The organism is Planctomicrobium stercoris (genome assembly GCF_051465655.1).
In the GTDB taxonomy this organism is placed as follows: Bacteria; Planctomycetota; Planctomycetia; order Planctomycetales; family Planctomycetaceae; genus Planctomicrobium.
In genome coordinates, this window is record NZ_CP195791.1 from 5,841,949 (window position 1) to 5,859,625 (window position 17,677).

The 17,677-nt window shown below is 57.1% G+C and carries 13 protein-coding genes; 4 read left to right on the forward strand and 9 right to left on the reverse strand.

Features of this window, described 5'->3' with window-relative positions:
* Positions 1-95: 95 nt before the first annotated feature.
* Both SH661x_RS23705 and SH661x_RS23710 read right to left on the reverse strand, forming a co-directional pair.
* A complete protein-coding gene (locus SH661x_RS23705; RefSeq protein WP_437226734.1) occupies positions 96-4,700 on the reverse strand; it encodes an outer membrane protein assembly factor BamB family protein in 4,605 nt (1,534 codons plus the stop codon).
* 329 nt (positions 4,701-5,029) lie between these two features.
* The gene (locus SH661x_RS23710; RefSeq protein ID WP_437226736.1) at positions 5,030-5,566 is read right to left on the reverse strand and encodes a hypothetical protein; all 537 of its coding nucleotides are present in this window, start codon (positions 5,564-5,566) and stop codon (positions 5,030-5,032) included.
* Between the two features lie 319 nt (positions 5,567-5,885).
* On the opposite strand from SH661x_RS23710, the gene SH661x_RS23715 reads away from it, so the two are divergent.
* Together SH661x_RS23715 and SH661x_RS23720 are read left to right on the forward strand one after the other, a co-directional pair.
* A complete protein-coding gene (locus SH661x_RS23715; protein WP_437226738.1) occupies positions 5,886-6,770 on the forward strand; it encodes a phosphoribosylaminoimidazolesuccinocarboxamide synthase in 885 nt (294 codons plus the stop codon).
* Positions 6,771-6,994: 224 nt separating this feature from the next.
* On the forward strand, positions 6,995-7,774 hold the full coding sequence (locus tag SH661x_RS23720) for an enoyl-CoA hydratase (protein WP_437226740.1): 780 nt from the start codon (positions 6,995-6,997) through the stop codon (positions 7,772-7,774).
* Positions 7,775-7,841: 67 nt separating this feature from the next.
* Here the strand turns inward: SH661x_RS23720 and SH661x_RS23725 are convergent, their stop codons facing one another.
* The 7 genes from SH661x_RS23725 to hisI all read right to left on the reverse strand — a co-directional run bounded on the left by SH661x_RS23725 (position 7,842) and on the right by hisI (position 15,274).
* The gene (locus tag SH661x_RS23725; protein ID WP_437226742.1) at positions 7,842-8,333 is read right to left on the reverse strand and encodes a hypothetical protein; all 492 of its coding nucleotides are present in this window, start codon (positions 8,331-8,333) and stop codon (positions 7,842-7,844) included.
* Between the two features lie 259 nt (positions 8,334-8,592).
* On the reverse strand, positions 8,593-9,729 hold the full coding sequence (locus tag SH661x_RS23730) for a DUF6754 domain-containing protein (protein WP_437226744.1): 1,137 nt from the start codon (positions 9,727-9,729) through the stop codon (positions 8,593-8,595).
* Between the two features lie 218 nt (positions 9,730-9,947).
* Positions 9,948-11,069 carry a hypothetical protein gene (locus SH661x_RS23735; protein ID WP_437226746.1) on the reverse strand — a complete coding sequence of 374 codons (1,122 nt, stop codon included), beginning with the start codon at positions 11,067-11,069 and terminating at the stop codon, positions 9,948-9,950.
* A gap of 280 nt (positions 11,070-11,349) precedes the next feature.
* Positions 11,350-12,294, reverse strand: coding sequence for a signal recognition particle-docking protein FtsY (gene ftsY, locus SH661x_RS23740; RefSeq protein WP_437226748.1), 945 nt, complete (start codon positions 12,292-12,294; stop codon positions 11,350-11,352).
* A 42-nt stretch (positions 12,295-12,336) separates the two neighbouring features.
* On the reverse strand, positions 12,337-13,830 hold the full coding sequence (gene rhaB / locus SH661x_RS23745; RefSeq protein WP_437226750.1) for a rhamnulokinase: 1,494 nt from the start codon (positions 13,828-13,830) through the stop codon (positions 12,337-12,339).
* Positions 13,831-13,913: 83 nt separating this feature from the next.
* Positions 13,914-14,792 carry an ATP phosphoribosyltransferase gene (gene hisG / locus SH661x_RS23750; protein ID WP_437226752.1) on the reverse strand — a complete coding sequence of 293 codons (879 nt, stop codon included), beginning with the start codon at positions 14,790-14,792 and terminating at the stop codon, positions 13,914-13,916.
* Between the two features lie 98 nt (positions 14,793-14,890).
* On the reverse strand, positions 14,891-15,274 hold the full coding sequence (gene hisI / locus SH661x_RS23755; RefSeq protein WP_437226754.1) for a phosphoribosyl-AMP cyclohydrolase: 384 nt from the start codon (positions 15,272-15,274) through the stop codon (positions 14,891-14,893).
* A gap of 275 nt (positions 15,275-15,549) precedes the next feature.
* Here hisI and cysC point away from each other — a divergent pair, with 275 nt between their 5' ends.
* Positions 15,550-16,215 carry an adenylyl-sulfate kinase gene (cysC, locus tag SH661x_RS23760; protein WP_437226756.1) on the forward strand — a complete coding sequence of 222 codons (666 nt, stop codon included), beginning with the start codon at positions 15,550-15,552 and terminating at the stop codon, positions 16,213-16,215.
* Between the two features lie 120 nt (positions 16,216-16,335).
* Positions 16,336-16,737 (forward strand): HU family DNA-binding protein, encoded by a 402-nt coding sequence (locus SH661x_RS23765; protein WP_437226758.1) that lies wholly within the window; start codon positions 16,336-16,338, stop codon positions 16,735-16,737.
* The last annotated feature ends 940 nt before the right edge of the window (positions 16,738-17,677 follow it).

Here is a 17,677-nt window from a genome sequence, read left to right on the forward strand (position 1 = left end):
CCCTCGGTACTCGCATTGAACGAGACCGTCAGGCCGCGCAGCGCCCGGCTGACTCAGTCGTCCACTGAGATCCGTACTCGCTCTGGAAGTCTGATTCACTCTTCCTGTTCCGGCGCTGTCGGTGAGTCCGACGCCGGCGGGGTATCAGTTCCTGCTCCGAACAGCAGAGTTGCTCGATCGGAACCGAATTTCAGCTGAATTCGGGGAGGCTGCGTCTCCGTCATCCAGTTGACGCTCCCGGTGCCGTCGTCATTCCCATGCTTTTGGCGAATGACATCACCGGTCGCCCGGTTCAACACCAGCGATTCCGAAGCACCCCACACTCGATTGAAGACCAGCAACGGCCAGTTGCTTGGACCTTGAGTCAGAATTTCCTGACTCGGCAGCGTCTTCGACCAGAGGACTTTCCCGGTCTGGCGATCCAGCGCGACAACGGGCCCCTCCACATCCGCCATCAGAACTTCTCGAGATCGCATCGTCGGCAGATAATCCGGCGTATTCAACGGCTTCATCTCGCGCGCACTCGTCAGCAGAATCCATTCATCCGGAAACTCCAGCACAGAGATCTGTCCGACCGGTTGCTGCACCGGAACCTGAGCGGAGAAGAGTTCGCTCCCCGTCATGCCGTCGCGGATCGACAACTTTCTGTCGGGCGAGAAGAAGGCAACTTTTTTCCCCTGCACGATCGTCCAGCGAGTTCCCGCCGGCGCGGTGTGAGTCCAGAACGCGGTCTCCCTGACAGGGTCGAACATGCGGAACCGGAACATGTCTCCCTCCGCAGTATCAACGACGGGAAGCCCGATCCCCCAGTCCCCATAGTCGCGTGTCAGACAGTTGAGCGTCCCTTCCGGAAGAGCTGGGATCGATTTCACGAACCCGCCGTCAGTCGCTCGCAGAATCTGGATGGGACTGCCGTCCGAAGGTTTGAGGACGACGTAATTCTCATCCCCCAGGATCTCGGCCCCGATCGGCATGTCGCGCCGCCGCCACAGTTCTGCCCCGTTCACCGGGTTGATGGCGATCAGGTTGTTCTCTGAGCCGTAGCACAACACAGAGTCGGTCAGCGGACCGACGTTGGAGCCCATCCGTCCATTCCGAAGCTCCACAACCATGCTGCGGGTTCCAGGACGGGGAATGCCCATCAATGCTCCCCGCCCCGCAAACGCGATTTCGTCATCCCGGGCAAATTCGCGAACGACAAGTATCTTCGGAGACTGCGGATCTGTCAGGAAATCGAGTACCAGAAATCGGTCCAGCAGAACCACGAGCACCAGGTGGTTGTGCATGCAGACATAGCGGCCCAGTTCCCCTTCAGAGGCGAATCTCGTTCCGCCATAACTGGTGGCAATCCGGCCGCGATGCTGCCCATGCTGATCGAAGATCTCGATGTTCGCCCCCCCGGAATCCAGAAAGAAACTCCAGCCCTGCAACGGAGGAGAAGCTGCCCCCAACAGCGGAATCTGGAACGACGAGGTACGGATCTGGGCCTGAGTACTTTCGGCCACACGAACCTGATCCGGCCACACAAAATCCTGATGAATCAGATCCGCGAAGTCCGCTTGCTGACGCAGTTTTTTTGCCAGTTCGAATGACGTCTGTGGAGTCACTCCCGGCAACGGCACATCCTTCAGCTCCAGATGTGCCAGCATCTGCCTGGCAGTCACCGCATCCTTATAACGTCGGGCCTGCAGGATCAGCTGGGCAGCGGCCTGCGTGCGAACCACCGGATCTGAACTCGCGTAAAGCGACCGCAGAACCCCTTCCCGCTCATGGGCGTTGGCGTCTGTCCCTTCCGTCGCAGCCAGTCGTCGCAGGATGGTTTCGCCGTCGACCCAGCCTGCTGGGAATGCCGGAAGAACTCGCAGCACCAATGCGGTGTCGGTCGTATTGCGAACCCATGCCGCCAGGATCTGACGCAATTTTTTCTGAGTCGCTTCATTGGAAACGCTGAGCAATTCATCCAGACGAGCGAGCACCCAGCGGGAGTCGGTGGCTGCCCAGTTGCTATCGAAGTCGCTGAGTGATTCCGGCCAGGGGAGGATGCGCAGCACTTCCAGATAGCGTTCGAACGCAGGTTCGTACTCGCCCACCTTCTGCAGCCCCTGAGCATAGGTGCGAAGGAACTGCAGCTGCTGACTTCGCGAACCGAGAGTTCGTTCGATGGTTTCAGCCTGATTGCGATAGGTCGCGAAGTCGGTTCTCAATCCATCCAGCAGCGACCACGCCAGCACCTGCTGCGCTGCCTGACTGTTGATGGCAGCCAGCGACTGTTTCAGATCGGAAAGACCCGCATCGAACTCTCCCTGCTGCAGTCGCCACTCCCCACGCATCGCCAGCGCTTCCGGATCAGCTGTATTCTCCTGCAGGCGGTCTGCGATTTTCTTCTCCAGGATCGCACTCGATTGAAACGCGGTCACTCCGGTAGAGGTCTGCATGATCAGCTGTCCGCCGTGGGCGACCAGATTCCCGGGGATCTGACCGGACAACAGCGGCAAGCGCGTCAGCAACCGACCGGACTTGAGATCGATGACTCCAATCTCACCCGAGAGAAATGGCTGCAGGAACTGATCTCCCATGCGCACTCCGCGCCCGCTCGGTCCCGGGATGGGAATGGGAGACTTCCATGTCGGTGTCCCGTCTGCCAGTGAAATTGACGTGATTTCACTGCGACCCACCAGAAGCAGATTGTCTCCGAAAATCGTCGGTGCATAGACCATCTGCATGCGTTGCAGCGGGATCTTCCAGCGAGCCGTTCCATCTCGCAGATTCAGACAAACCAGCCCATCATCATCCGGGGGAGTGAAGACCACCGCATCGGAGGAGAGCATGACCCGGGAGTCGAACCAGCGCTGATCGGCCAGAAGCTCTTCCCGTGACTGGGCCGCGTTCTGATTCTGCGGGCGCATCATCCGCATGAGCATGATCTGATTCCGCAGCGGCGGAACCGACTCCGCATACATGTGCGTCCAGACGACCTGTCGCTTCTCGGGGTCGACCGCAGTGATCGATCCTTCTCCTGTTGGACAGATCAACAGACCGTCGCTGTAAGCAGGCATCAAACCGGCCAGCCGGCGGACATCGTCCCAGACCAGATCCCGATCGGGATTCAACAACCCCAGCGACCAGATCACCGAACCTGTGGCGGGATCAATCTCGAAAATCTGAATCTGGCCACGTTCTTCACCCAGCACATAGAGATGCCCCTGCACCGGCAACGGAGCCCCGTGGAAAAAGATTTCTCTGGCTTCGATGACGGCATCCGCGCCGGAGGGGTCCCTGGCGCCCCAGTCCGCTTCCGGTTCTCCTATCGACCAGAGCTTCTTTCCGTCCGCACCCAGACTGTAAGCGGTCAAACGATTCATCCGCTGGGGAAGCAGCGAATGCCGTTGCGTGTTCTGCATCATCCGCAGGGGACTGGTGGTCCCGACCAGCTGACAATTGGAAATCGCGTAAACGTTCTGACCGTCCGTACTCATCGAAGAAGACGTCAGGTCGCGCCAACCCCGAACGCTGGCGAACAGTTCCCGCATCTCTTCGCGAACGGGATCGTGGGATTCCCCTGCGGAGTAGGACTGCTTGGCGAGATAATCAAATGTTTCATCGAGGTCGACCCCGTTCCAGACCAGCTCCCCGGACTTGAGGTCAAATGCCTTCACAGTACCCGGTCCGGCGGCGATAACAAGATCATTCACAATCAACGGGCGGCCAGCAGGCATCGCGATCCGGGCAGGATTGGCCCGCACCTGCTGATCAATCGCAGTCGTCAGATTTCGACTTTCTTCAGCCAGATGGTGCCCGACATCCGGGGCCACCAGAAGTGCCGGGAAGTCGAATTCATCGTGAATCAGAGTCGCACTCCAGGCATCATCGAACAACGCAGGAGCTGGAGCTGCCTGACCGGTGTGACGGACATCGCCATACGGTGTCCGCCATTCGTAGATCCGGGCATCAGCTGCCCCACGAATGGGATCCTTCGATGCCGACTTGAGCGCAGCGAACGCCGGATCGTCAGCGGGAAATGTTTCCGAATGACTGCTGAGCAGACTCTGTGCACGACTCTCCTGACCGGTTCCAGCCAGGATCAGGGCTGCTTCCAGCAAGAGGGGACGGGGGTCAGCAGTCTGGGGATGACTCGCCAGCTCTTCGAGTCTTCGGGCCGCCAGTTCCGGTTCACCCCGGTCCCGATCGATATTGGCAAGCTCACGCAAAGCTGTCGCGCCGGCATTCGTCAAACCGAACCTGCGACTGACAGCCTCCAGCTGCACCCTGTTCTGGTCGGTCTGAGCTTCGGACAGGAGTTTGGCTGCAACGGGTCCGTACAGACGTTCATAGTCCTCTCGATGCTCACGAATGAGCAGGGAAAGTTCACGAAACAAAGAGCGCGGCCGCTGTCCCGGTTCATTGATGAAGAAATCGCTGTCTTCGTCCAGCAGCTCCTGGAGAGTCTCCAGCCCCGAAGTCACGTCTTCAGATTCGATTGCCTGCACGGCTTTCAGAACCGAGGCCTGAGTCAACGGGTCTCGCGGGAGGCGACGGGACGGATCTCCCTGGCCCTGACCCTGCATCTGCGCAGCAGGAGGAACCAGCACAGGACCGAACTGAGCCTGCGCCCGAACCAGTTTCGCTGAACCGATCAGCAGCAACAGCAGAAGACAAGCGAAAGACCGAAGGCCGACAGAAGCACGATTCTGCTTTTTCATCGTCGCAGACATCCGGAAACGTTTTTCACTTTCACCTCCGTGGGAAAGATCCGTCATCATAAGACTGTCCAGTGGAAGCACTGCCGGGGAAGGCTGTCCGCGATGCTCGGTGCATCCATCCTCAAAAGGCATGGTCCTGAATCTCGAATCGCCACAAACTCGGGAGCGGCGGACTCCCTACCAATTTATCCGTTCTGCTCCCGGCATGCGAAGCGTAACCAGCGAATTCGCGGCTGCGGCCAATAAAAAAGCGTCCATCACCGGTTGGTCATGGACGCTCGAAATTCACCAGAAATCAGCTGATCTCAGACTCAGCACCTGCCAGCAGATTAGTTGAGAATCTGGGAAGTCTTGCCGACCAGGCTGCTCACTTTTTCCTTGGTCAGTTCACCCGGCTTGTAGGCTTCGTTGACCTTCAGCTTGCCATCGACCCACATCATCACGGTCACTTCGGCATCCTGGCCAATCTTGTAATCGCGAGGACCGACATTGCTGTCGAAGGTGGTCAGCGGGGTGTTGGTCACTTTGGTCTCATCAGCCACCTTTTTCAGTGTCGCTTCTTTGGCTTCCGGCTCATCGCTCAGCAGAACGACGAATGCCTTCATGTCCTTGGCCTGATTCTTGCCGACCACGCCGTCAACCTGCTGAATCAGATTGGCGACTTCCCCATTCACGTCTCGGGCGAAAATGCTGACCACAGGTCGATCTCCGAACCGGCAGCGGTAGCACAGCTTCGTTCCGGCAGCCGGGCCGGTCACGTCTTTGACGTAGAATGCATTCACTGCCGAGCCCACTTCCAGACCGTCTGCAAAGGCAACGCTCGTCAGTGTTGAAATAGCCACGGCAACTGCGAAAAAGTTCTTCATGCTCTCCATACTCCTCAAAGGACGGGTCCAGCGTGATTGTTTGTCACGCCCCTACTCGAACACCGGATCGAATCCAAATTTCAACCCCTCGGATTCTAGACAGTTCCGGGAATTTCGTCGATAAGCCGAATGGCAGGGAAAAAGAAACCCCGCATCGATCACTCAGATGGGAAGACGCCGATTCTAGGACCGAAGTCTTCTACGTGACAAGAGGGATTCTGCAGCGAGGACGCAATGTGCTCCAGATGTTAAACTTCTCGCGGGCCCATTTTCCCCACTTTCCCGCTCTGCCATGAGCCTCACGCGGAATTCGTTTGATATGCAGGCATTTCTGGAATCCCACATCCCCGGTGTCCCGGTCCGCCGCGGCAAAGTCCGTGACGTCTACGATTTCGGAGACCGACTTCTGCTCGTCGCCAGCGACCGGATCAGCGCGTTCGACTGGATTCTCCCCGCCGGAATCCCGGACAAGGGACGCGTGCTCACCCAGATCAGCAAATTCTGGTTCGACCGCCTTCAGGTGAACGATCATCTCCTCTCACTGGACGTGACCACCCTGCCGCTTCCCGCGGGTGTCGATGTCGACTCGCTGCAGGGACGGTCCATGGTTGTCCGAAAAACCGAAGTGGTGCCGATCGAATGCGTCGTCCGCGGGTATCTCTCAGGGTCAGGATGGAAGGAATACCGGGAGACCGGCAAAGTCGCCTCGATGAAACTCCCGGCTGGACTCGTCGAGAGCAGCCAGCTCCCCGAGCCCATCTTCACCCCGGCCACCAAAGCGGAGACCGGGCACGATGAAAACATCTCCTTCATGGAGATGCAGCATCAGGTCGGAACGGATTTGGCCGATGACCTCCGCATGCTGAGTCTGCAGATCTATCAGAACGCCGCCGAGTACGCACTCACTCGCGGGATTATCATCGCGGACACGAAATTCGAATTCGGGCTGGTGGGCGATGAGATCGTGCTCATCGACGAAGTCCTGACTCCCGACAGTTCCCGCTTCTGGCCTCAGGCCAGCTATCAGGCTGGCAAGGGGCAACCCTCGTTCGACAAGCAGTTCATGCGGGACTGGCTGGAGACTACCGGCTGGGACAAGAACAGTCCTCCTCCTCATCCCCCTGAAGAGATCGTCCAGCGGACCCGCGAGAAGTACATCGAAGCCTATGAACTGCTCACCGAGCAGACCTTCGCCTGGAAGTGAAATTTTATGAACCACGGAAAGCACGGAACTCACGAAAGAAGAAAGTAAAAGGTCTTAACCGCGAATCACGCGAATAAGGCGAATGATTGGGTGAGCTCCCATGAGAAGCTTCAGGACCCAAATGTCCGTGACCTGATTTTCAATTCGCTGGATTCGCTTGATTCGCGGTTTAGACCATATCTTCCGTGAATTCCGTGCTTTCCGTGGTTCCTTTAAACACAGAGATGAACATGGACAATACCGAGTTGTTGATTCGATCCGATGCTGGCGTCACCACACTCACATTGAACCGGCCGGCCCGGCGGCATGCGTTGTCATTGTCGCTGCTGCAGGAACTCGAACGGACGCTGAACCAGATTGCAGAAGACGCAACCGTGCGGGTGGTGGTGCTCGCATCGTCCGGGGCAGTCTACTCCTCGGGGCATGATCTGGGTGAAATGAAAGATCGGACTGCGGACGAATACGAACAGCTGTTCGCCACCTGTTCCCGCGTGATGCAGAAGATCCGGACACTACCGCAACCGGTCATCGCCCGCGTACAGGGTTTCGCCACCGCAGCGGGTTGTCAGCTGGTCGCTGCCTGTGATTTGGCAGTTGCGAGCGAGAATGCCCAGTTCGCGACCCCGGGCGTCAAGATCGGGCTGTTCTGCACGACGCCGATGGTGCCGCTCGTCCGGAACATTGCTCCTAAGATCGCGATGGAAATGCTGCTCACCGGGCAACCAATCACCGCCCAGAAAGCGCTGGCAGCAGGGCTGGTCAACGCGGTCGTTTCAGAAGATCAGCTCGACCAGGTGATCAAGCAGTACACCGACGCCATCGTGTCCTCCAGCCGACAGGTGATCGCTCTGGGCAAGCGGGAATTCTACGCACAGCTCAACATGGACGAACCCGCTGCCTACGACAGAGCTGTCGACGTGATGACGAAGAACGCCGAAATGACCGACGCCAAAGAAGGCATCAAAGCGTTTCTGGAGAAGCGAAAGCCGCAGTGGGAGGTTTGACATTTCACAGCATGAATTACTGAGGCAGGGAAAGCCGCGGTCAAACCGCTAGGGAAATGTCCATAGTTCAGCGAAATCTGATATTCTTTGGATTCAGATCTCCAAGGTAGATCCCATGTCGGCGGAAGACAGCCCGGATTGACAGTACCTGGTCCCAATCCCCACCAAATCTCTCCCTCGCAGCTTCTTCGTACGATTCAATCTCCTCCTCAGAAAACTGAGGTGGTCGATCCAGCCTGGCCGCAACAAAATCAACCACAAAGGGAGGCTTTACGATTTCCATTTCAATAACGGCGAAATCAGCGCTGTGGTCGAGTAATTTTGGAACCGCGAAGCCTTCGACTTCAACAACTAGCCTTTCTTTCAATCGTTCGTATACTGCAAGTTCCTGCCGATATTGTGCAGAGAATTTGAAGCCCTTGACAGCTGTCTTAAGATTCGTCGAGTATACTTCGCCATCTTGTCCCCACCCAAGGCGGGGGGCGTGAATGAGATGCATCTTCTTCGCATCGCAATACGCATCCAATCGTCCCTTGACATTGTTAAGGCTGATGTCCATGAAACCCGAAATCCTTGATCGGTACTCGGCAACAGTTGAGCTTCAGCTCATTATGGACGGGCAGATATTCGGACTGTCAAGAATTGGCCCGAGCAGCATTTCACTTCAACAGGCTAAGGAGCTTCCTGCTGGTCCTGCAGAAGTCGTTATGACTATCGACGGTCACGTGAGAATCTGGCCGATCACGCTGACTCACGGTGCTGTTCCCTTTGAGAGAGAGGTTCAGATTCTGGAACGTAAGTGATTTCGCTCCAGAATCTTACCCGCCCGCGTGCAGAATTTTGTCCATCAGGTAATTGGCAGCATCAGCGATCACGAGACTGTCCGTCACCTGGGTCAGCGTCACCAGTGTCACTCCCACGATGATCAGCACCGCCACGATGATCTTGCCCACGTCCTGGCCTTTCAGGCTTCCCAGCTGATCCGGAGCACCGGAAAGGTACGCGCTGGCTGCAAAGAACTCTTCGCCAATCAGCGTGTAATCACAGGCCGCGACGAAGAACGGAAGCTGAGCCGGCTGAGCGGTTCCCGCGATCTGAATCGCCCCAATCGAATTTCCAGTCTCAGCGAGAATCAGTGACTCCGCGAAGAACGAACCCAGATAGAAGCACGCTGCCGGCTTCTCACGCACCATCTTCCCGGTGATGTAAGAGACGTAAGCAAACTGCTCATCCGAGACGTAATAGATATCGTCCGGGTTGTAGGCGTCCGGACGGCCTGCTGTCAGAAAAGCATTCTGAACGGTCTCGCGGGCAGCAGTCATCACCAGTGATTTGGAGGTCGGCGTTTCCAGTCGACAGTCGTACTCCGCAGCCCGCTCCGCGACGCGTGAGAGGATGGTCAGTCCAGCGATTGTCTGCATTTCGTTCATGTCCTGAATCCCGGGCACGAACAGACAGGACTGTCCCATCTCAGTAGCACGACCGACCGCTTCTTCAATCGCTTCCAGACCAGCGATCTGCCGCACTTTCAGCGGCATCCCGATCCACGCCAGAATCACGAACGTAAGAATCGCACCGCAGACGAGCAACATGATGATCAACAGCCAGAATCGACTGCCGTCAAACGCCTGCTGCTTCGCCATGACCGGTTGATCCCCAACCGGAGCGACCGTAGCGGATCGACCTCCTTCCGGTCCCGGATCGACGGCAGCCACGCGAAACCAGTAGGGCTCGCCGGGAATGCACTTCCCCACCACAATCGTGAAGTGGCCGTTCAGAATGTCACGGGCGGTGGGAGCTGCCTGAGCGACTTTCTCATAGATCCCGTTTCGCTCTCCACAGCGTTCGACACGGTACTGCGTGGGAAATTCCGGTGCCGGGCCTTCAACAACCGGCAGGGTGACGACCACATCAATGGCGTCCCCCTTGTCCTGAGGATGATCCGCAACATTCACCTCCAAAGGAGCCGGCGGAACCGCAGCGTAGACTGAACAAGCCGACCCGAGAACAAGCAAGAGACCGAAACACAACCGGAGAATCGACCGACAGTTGGACTCTTCAAACGACCAATGACTATTGACCAATGACAATTGACGAATATTTTCCACTCGTAAGCGCGCTCCTCTTCGAGTCGCAGCTAAACGGTGTTGTCTTGTTGGGGAAGTTTGAGATTTCATTCGGCCACGATCTCCACGTTGGCACGAGGAACGACGACATGCTGTCCCGACTGCGTTTCCACTTCGAGGACGCGGGCCCGTGAACCGGACTCCAGCTCGTGGGGTTCAACCGGCAACCCGGAAACAGTTCCCAGTTCTCCGAACCAGGGATCACGGATCAGTCGCACCGGTGCTCCGATTTCAAGGATGCCCCCGCCCACCCGGGCAGCGACATCCTGCACGCCGTCCACATTTTCCAGCGGAACAACAATCTCCGGGCGAAGCACGCCGGCACGTATCTGAGTGGCGCCGTTCACAGAGGCCGGTCTTCCCTGCAGCGACTTCAACAGTTTGAAGGTGCGATCCGCCATCGCAATCTGCCCGAAGCCTTCCGTGATGATGATCGTCAGCCCGATCGATTCCGAACCGGTGATCGCCACCCCCAGATCGTAACCGAGAATCTCTTTCAGGTCCTGATCATCGATCCCGCCAGCGATCAGTGCTGTCACTCCCAGTTCTCTGGCCCGGGCGACCGCCGAACCATGAATGCGACGACCGGCGACAACCACCGCCCCTTTCAAGCTGGGGGTGAGAATCTCCGGAGTGAGATCGGTGTGAGGGTCGGACGTGACGACCTGCAGAATCCCGTGCTGTTCGCCGCCGATCCCGAAGATCCCCTGCAGAAATGCAGCGGTCGTTTCGACGATCACACCGGTCTTGTCCTGTACCTCGACGACCTCGCCGTCGACGAAAGCGTTCACCTGAACCGGAACCGGAGGACCTCGTAGAATCACCTGACCGGTCACATTCGAAATCGATTCCAGCACGCTGTCCGCAGGGGATTCGACACGTTGGCGAAAGTAACCGAAGATCCCTTTCGAAATCGCCAGCAACTCACCTTTCCGGACGTGGTCGCCGACCTGATGCTGCATGGCTGCAGGGAGATCTGCTGCTGAAATGCCGAGCATGTTGGCAAGATTGAGCGGGAAGATGTCCCCCGGCTGATGAGTCTGTGCCACAATCTGCTGCGCGGCGACCCGGTCTCCCAGCTGGACAAGAATTTCACCCGAAATCGGCAGCGATCTCGCCACGCGATACCGCGTTCTGGCCTTGATCTGAAGTCCGGGTGTGTAGGCCATATCGGGATCAGAAGGTTTGAACCACGGAACGGGTGGAAAACGTCATTCGGCCAGGCCTCAGTTAAGAAAGTTTTGAACCACGGAAGGCACGGAATTCACGGAAGAGGAATTGAAACCGCGAATCAAACGAATCTGGCGAATTCCTGTTGAAGATTGCATGCGAAAGATTTTCTCATTGGAGTGTCTACTGAATCATTCGCCCAATTCGCTCGATTCGCGGTTCCTCTCTTCTATTGTTTCTTCCGTATATTCCGTGCTTTCCGTGGTTTTATCTCTTTTTTCAAACCTCTGAGAACAGCGCGTTCACGAAGTCGTCCGCCGAGAAGACCTGCAGGTCTTCGATCTTTTCTCCCACGCCGATGTACTTGACCGGGATTCCCATCTTCTGACGAATCGCGACGACGACTCCCCCCTTGGCGGTGCCGTCCAGCTTGGTGAGGATAATCCCCGTGCATCCAGCAGCTTCGCTGAACTTCGCAGCCTGACTGATCCCGTTCTGACCAGTGGTCGCATCGAGCACCAGCAGGCTTTCATGCGGCGCCCCTTCAATCCGTTTGCCGATCACGCGGTGAATCTTCTGCAGCTCCGACATCAGGTTCTGCTGTGTCTGCAATCGCCCGGCGGTATCAATGATCGCAAAATCCGCTTTCGACTGAATCGCCTTCTCACACCCTTCAAAGGCGACGCTGGCCGGGTCGCTCCCCGGGGGCTTCGTGACGATTTCACAGCCGATCCGCTGACTCCACATCGTCAGCTGATCGACGGCAGCAGCTCGAAACGTGTCCCCCGCAGCCAGCACCACCTTGCGGCCGGACTGATGCAGAATGCGGGCAAGTTTGGCAATGGACGTGGTCTTGCCGACCCCATTGACCCCCGACACGAGAATGATCGTCGGCCCCGATTCGGCCATCCGAAGAGGAGATACAGGCTGCGCGGGATCCCACTTGGCGTCGGTTTCTCCATGCAGAATCTTCTTCACGCGGCTGCGGACAAGTTCCCAGATCTTGTCGGGAACAACAGTCCGACCACCGAACTCTTTGCGCAGCTCTTCGACAACTTCTGTCGCGGAAGCGACCCCCATGTCGGTCGTGATCAGTCCGCGATAAAACTCCTCGAGCTTCGCCTCATCGAGGATCTCACCTGCCTTGAGCAGATCGCGGACATCGGTCCGCAGGACGTCCTTTGTCTTCTTGAGCGCCGACTTGAGATTGTCAAAGAATCCCATGGAGAATCATGTTCCTCAAAATCGATGTTCGTTGTCTGTCGTTCAAATACTTGCGGAAACGAGCTTCTGATAACGCTCGTACGCAGCATTCCATTCTTCGGTCTGCCGCGGTTCGAATGTTTCCAGCTCGGAACTCGCTTTCACCACGCTGCGGATCTCTGACAGAGAACCGATTTCGCCCGCAGCACGAGCCTGAATCAGCACGTTCCCCAGTGCGGTTGCTTCCACGGGGCCGGCGATGACCGGTCGTCCGCAGGCATTGGCTGTGAACTGATTGAGCAGTGCATTCTTGCAGCCGCCGCCGACGATATGAATCACTTCCACTTTCTCGCCGGTCAGTTTTTCGATCCCCTCGAGAACGTCGCGATACTTCATCGCCAGACTTTCGAGGGCACAGCGAATGATCTGTCCTTCATCCTGCGGAACCGGCTGATCATGCTTGCGGCACCATTCCTGAATCGATTCCACCATGTCGGCGGGGTTCAGGAATGCAGGATCGTTTGGATGCACCAACGACCGGAACGGCTCGGATTTGGTCGCGAGATACGTCAGCTGGGAATAGTCGAAGTCGTTCCCGGTTCGCTCGAAGGAACGCCGGCACCCCTGCACCAGCCAGAGCCCCATGACGTTCTTCAGCAGTCGGTAAGTGCCGTCAACGCCCCCTTCGTTGGTGACGTTCTGTTTCAAAGCTTCATCGTTGAGAATCGCCTGCTGAACTTCGACGCCGATCAGCGACCATGTCCCCGAGCTGATGTACGCCCACTTGGCGGTTCCCGTGGAACTCGTCGGCACAGCCGCGACGGCTGCACCGGTATCGTGAGTCGCTGGAGCAACAACATCAATCCGCGGCAACCCCGTCAGCTGGGAGACTTCCGCCCGCAGCTTGCCGAGATTGGTCCCCGGAGTCACGACCGGCGGAAGCATCTTTGTCGGGATGTCGAACTTCCGCAGAAGGTCTACGGCCCAGTCGCGCCGTTTGGGGTCGAAGAACTGCGTCGTCGTGGCGTTCGTGAATTCGACAACTTTGCTGCCACACAGCAGCCAGTGAAAGAAGTCTGGGATCATCAGGAAGCGATCCGCCATCCCCAGCAACTCCGGATCTTTGAGCTGCATGGCAATCATCTGGTACAGCGTATTGATCGGCATGAACTGCAAACCGGTCGCTGCAAAGATTTCTTTTCGGGGGACGCGGCTGCAGGCGTTCTCGAGGATGCCGTCCGTACGGGGGTCGCGATAATTGTAGGGTTGGCCGAGCATTTCCTCCTTCGAGGAAAGCAGGACATAGTCCACGCCCCAGGTGTCGACGCCGACGGAGACGATCTTCTTTCCGAACTTCAGGGATGCCTGATGCAGTCCGGTCTGAATTTCCTTCCACAGACCGATCAGATCCCAGCGACGGGTCCCTGCGACGGAAATGGGCCCGTTTGGAAAACGGTGCAGCTCTTCGAGCCGAATCTGCTTGCCGTCGAACAGACCGGCGATCACACGTCCGCTCTCCGCACCCAGATCAATCGCCAGATAGACTCGTTCGGACATATTTGGAAGAGGGAAAAGGGAACAGAGGGCAGGGAATAGAAAATCGCGTTTGGCCGCCATCCCGCAGGGATGCGTTCAACGCATCAATCAATGATCTTACTGATCGGGAACTCGACGATGCCGTTGGCTCCGGCTGCCTTCAGCTTCGGAACGATCGAGCGGACGACCGATTCATCGATGATCGTATTCACAGCCACCCATTCCGGATCCGACAGCGAAGCAACAGTCGGGTCCTTCAGGGCCGGCAGATCATTCAGGATTCCGGGCAGGTCGACTCGCCGGACATTCATCATCAGCCCGACCTTGCCTTCAGCAGCCAGGCAGGACTGCAGCATCAGCGAAATCCCTTCGAGTTTTTCGCGCTTCCACTCATCGTCCCAGGCGGCCCGGTTGACGATCAGACGCGTGGTACTCTGAATCACTTCATCGAGAATGCGAAGGTTGTTGGCGCGCAGCGAGGAACCGGTTTCGGTCACTTCGACAATCGCGTCTGCCAGCCGGGGCGGTTTAACTTCCGTCGCTCCCCAGGAGAACTCGACGTCGGCAGTCACTCCATGCCGGGCGAGATACCCCTGAGTGAGTCCGACTGCTTCCGTGGCGATCCGTTTCCCCTGCAGATCCTGCACAGACTGGGCCGGAGAGTCTTCGGGAACGCACAGCACCCAGCGGACCGGTCGGCGGCTCGCTTTGGAAAAGACCAGTTCGCACACTTCATGAACGTTTGCCTGAGTCTCCATGACCCAGTCGTAGCCGGTGATGCCGGCATCCAGAATGCCGTCTTCGACGTAGCGTGCCATCTCCTGGGCGCGAATCAGCAGGCACTCGATCTCGTCATCGTCGATGGAAGGGTAGTAGGACCGGGAGGAAAACGTGATCTTGTATCCCGCTTTTCGAAACAGTTCAGCGGTCGCTTCCTGCAGACTCCCCGCTGGAATCCCCAGCTTCAACTTCTCGCTCGACATCTTGATTCCTTGTTGAGGTCCTGGCCTCGGTGATGAACGCAGATCCATGACAATCGGTCCCGGCGACACGCCGCCAGGATCGAATCGACATGCATCCTTCACTTCTTCTGGTAGACGACAGCAGGGTCGAAGACCCGTTCCCCTTCAACGCTGACGGTTCCGGTGACGGGATCGATCTTCCGGAAAAAGCAGCTCTTGAAGCCTTCATGGCAGGCGGCCCCGCCAATCTGGTGTACCTTCACCAGCAGCGTGTCGGCATCGCAGTCAAAATACAAGCCTTTCAGCTCCTGAACATTCCCACTTTCTTCCCCCTTGCGCCAAAGTTTCTGGCGACTGCGGCTGTAGTAGCAGACTCGCTGGGTTTTCAGGGTTTCCTGATAGGCCTCTTGATTCATGTATGCCAGCATCAGGACTTCTCCGGTCTGGGCATCCTGGGCAATGACGGGAATCAATTCCATCTTGTTGAAGTCGGGTCCGCTCACGAAAGTTCAGCCTGTCTGCATGTGCTCCCGGCGAGCGAGGGACGTCGCATCGGGAAACGAAATTTCAAGGATCGATCTCTTCGGGAAGGCAGAATTCACCCTTCCCGTCGTGCTCCACTTTAGCACGTCCGAAAACCAGCCACTAGCGGCCGGAGAAATGAAAACCGCCTCCGCAGCTTCCCGGGGGGCCGGTATGCTTTTCTTCAAACTTCGCATGCTCTAGGATGGCCCGGGTTTTTTCAGGAACGGATGCTACAGCGATAACGGAAGCAAACATGGCAGAGAGCGGCGTCAACATTACTTGGCATGAGCACAAGGTCTCCAGCGACAAGCGCAAGGAGCTGATGGGACACAAGGGAGCGGTCCTCTGGTTCACCGGACTGAGCGGTTCGGGCAAGAGCACGATCGCCAACACCGTGGACCACAAACTCCACGAAGCAGGCAAGCACACCTACGTTCTGGACGGCGATAACGTCCGATTCGGCCTGAACAAGGACAAAAAGTCCCTCGTCGAAAAAGCCGGCTTCTCGGAAGCGGCTGCCGCCCGTTTTGGCGTCGGTTTCTCTGCGGAAGACCGCATGGAAAACATCCGCCGCATCGGCGAAGTCTCCAAGCTGTTCTCGGATGCCGGGGTGATCACCCTGACCGCATTCATCTCTCCATATCGCATTGACCGGGACAACGTCCGCAAGATTCTGGCTCCGGGCGAGTTCATTGAAATCTACGTGAACGCTTCGCTCGAAACCTGCGAAAAGCGAGACCCGAAGGGACTTTACAAGAAGGCCCGCGCCGGAGAGATCAAGGGATTCACCGGGATTGACGACCCATACGAAGCCCCTGAGAAGCCCGAGCTGGTGCTCGATTCGGACTCCAAGGGAATCGACGAACTGGCTGATGAAGTGATCGCCTACCTGAAGGCAAATGGCTATCTGTCTGCCTGAAAAAGCAGGTGCTGTGTTCTGCCACAATCGACGCTGTCGGAGGGTGACGCCAGGGGCAACACGCGTCCGACAGCATATTTTCCGCGAGAAAATGTCATTTTTTGCGGACTTTGGCAGTGCATGATAATTGACAAGCTGAAACACGCGGACTCTACTAAGCCTGCATTTCAGCAGATCAACGTCCCCTTTGATGCCATTTTGAAAGGAGCCACGATGGCCGATAAGCCATTGACGAAGACACAGATTCTCAACGAATTGTCCGAGCGTTCGGGCGTTGCCAAGAAAGATGTTTCCGAAGTTCTGGAAAAGCTGGAAGCACTGATTGAAGAAGCTCTGGGCAAGAAAGGCCCCGGCGCCTTCACTCTCCCCGGCCTGATGAAGATCTCCATCAAGACCGTGAAAGCTCGTCCGGCCCGCATGGGACGAAACCCCCAGACCGGCGAAGAGATGATGATCCCCGCCAAAAAGGCGAGCAAGAAGGTCAAAGTGACCGCTCTGAAGAAGCTGAAAGAAATGGTCTGAAGTTTCGCGTGATGCGATGCTTCACGGAGCACGACATTCGCAGACATTCACTCAACGACAACCCCGCCCGCAATGGTCGGGGTTGTCGCTTTTTGGGGCCGCCACAATTCTCTCGCTGCACTCCCCTGGCAGAGCATCACGCCCCATGGTCAAGCACGACGATCAACTGCCCAGAGCCCCCTACCGACTCAAGTGGACACTCCACCTGTCAGTCCAACTCTCGCGTCACCACACATCACATGCCACCCATTCGCGTGCGAAGCTCCAACCCACTTTACCCTGCTGAATTCACGCGCAGATTCGTCCACATCTGCATACTTACCAAGCTGCGCAAACAACGCTGAACCGACAGACTCAACCTCACTCGCAGGGTTGCAATTCATCTTCGAGCGGACTGCGACTGAAATGCGTTTCGCCTGAGAAAACACTGGGTTTCGTGAAAATCCTGAACAACGACAACACGATGTTCGCACCGCTGGTGATCGCGCCGTCGACAACTTTTCGACATGCCCGGAATCGACCGAAAAAATCTTTGTCGACGCAATTGTTGATTGTGCAAGACGATCGTGAACAGCACTCAAAAAAGTCCCTTCTCCGTGATCGATTTTGGTTTGACTAAGCTTTGAGCCCTTGTAGGATCACCCCCGTTGAGTGAGTTATCCATTTCCGAACGCGAACCTTTCTGGTCGATCTTCAATACTGAAATGACAACCCAGATTGCCGAAGGCTCCGCAGCTTCTGCTGCCGCTCTTGCAATGTGTGTTTCAGGACAGACTGGGCAAGACACTGGTTCCGTTTAACGATTCATGCCGCTTCCCCGCAGCTCGTGTTCCCTGATGCCATTGTGGAATGGCAACGGAGTGCTGACACATCGCGTGACACCCCCGACCGTCAGGGTTGGACATTGGGTGCGGAAGAAGTGCGCCAGAAGGGTTGCAAG

What these genes read in the sequence shown, in the direction of transcription:
- rhaB (WP_437226750.1), bottom strand. Translation starts at nt 13,830, where the DNA reads ATGTCCGAACGAGTCTATCTGGCGATTGATCTGGGTGCGGAGAGCGGA.
- SH661x_RS23735 (WP_437226746.1), bottom strand. Translation starts at nt 11,069, where the DNA reads ATGGCCTACACACCCGGACTTCAGATCAAGGCCAGAACGCGGTATCGC.
- cysC (WP_437226756.1), top strand. Translation starts at nt 15,550, where the DNA reads ATGGCAGAGAGCGGCGTCAACATTACTTGGCATGAGCACAAGGTCTCC.
- SH661x_RS23715 (WP_437226738.1), top strand. Translation starts at nt 5,886, where the DNA reads ATGCAGGCATTTCTGGAATCCCACATCCCCGGTGTCCCGGTCCGCCGC.
- SH661x_RS23705 (WP_437226734.1), bottom strand. Translation starts at nt 4,700, where the DNA reads ATGAAAAAGCAGAATCGTGCTTCTGTCGGCCTTCGGTCTTTCGCTTGT.
- SH661x_RS23725 (WP_437226742.1), bottom strand. Translation starts at nt 8,333, where the DNA reads ATGGACATCAGCCTTAACAATGTCAAGGGACGATTGGATGCGTATTGC.
- SH661x_RS23720 (WP_437226740.1), top strand. Translation starts at nt 6,995, where the DNA reads ATGAACATGGACAATACCGAGTTGTTGATTCGATCCGATGCTGGCGTC.
- ftsY (WP_437226748.1), bottom strand. Translation starts at nt 12,294, where the DNA reads ATGGGATTCTTTGACAATCTCAAGTCGGCGCTCAAGAAGACAAAGGAC.
- SH661x_RS23765 (WP_437226758.1), top strand. Translation starts at nt 16,336, where the DNA reads ATGATAATTGACAAGCTGAAACACGCGGACTCTACTAAGCCTGCATTT.
- SH661x_RS23710 (WP_437226736.1), bottom strand. Translation starts at nt 5,566, where the DNA reads ATGAAGAACTTTTTCGCAGTTGCCGTGGCTATTTCAACACTGACGAGC.
- hisG (WP_437226752.1), bottom strand. Translation starts at nt 14,792, where the DNA reads ATGTCGAGCGAGAAGTTGAAGCTGGGGATTCCAGCGGGGAGTCTGCAG.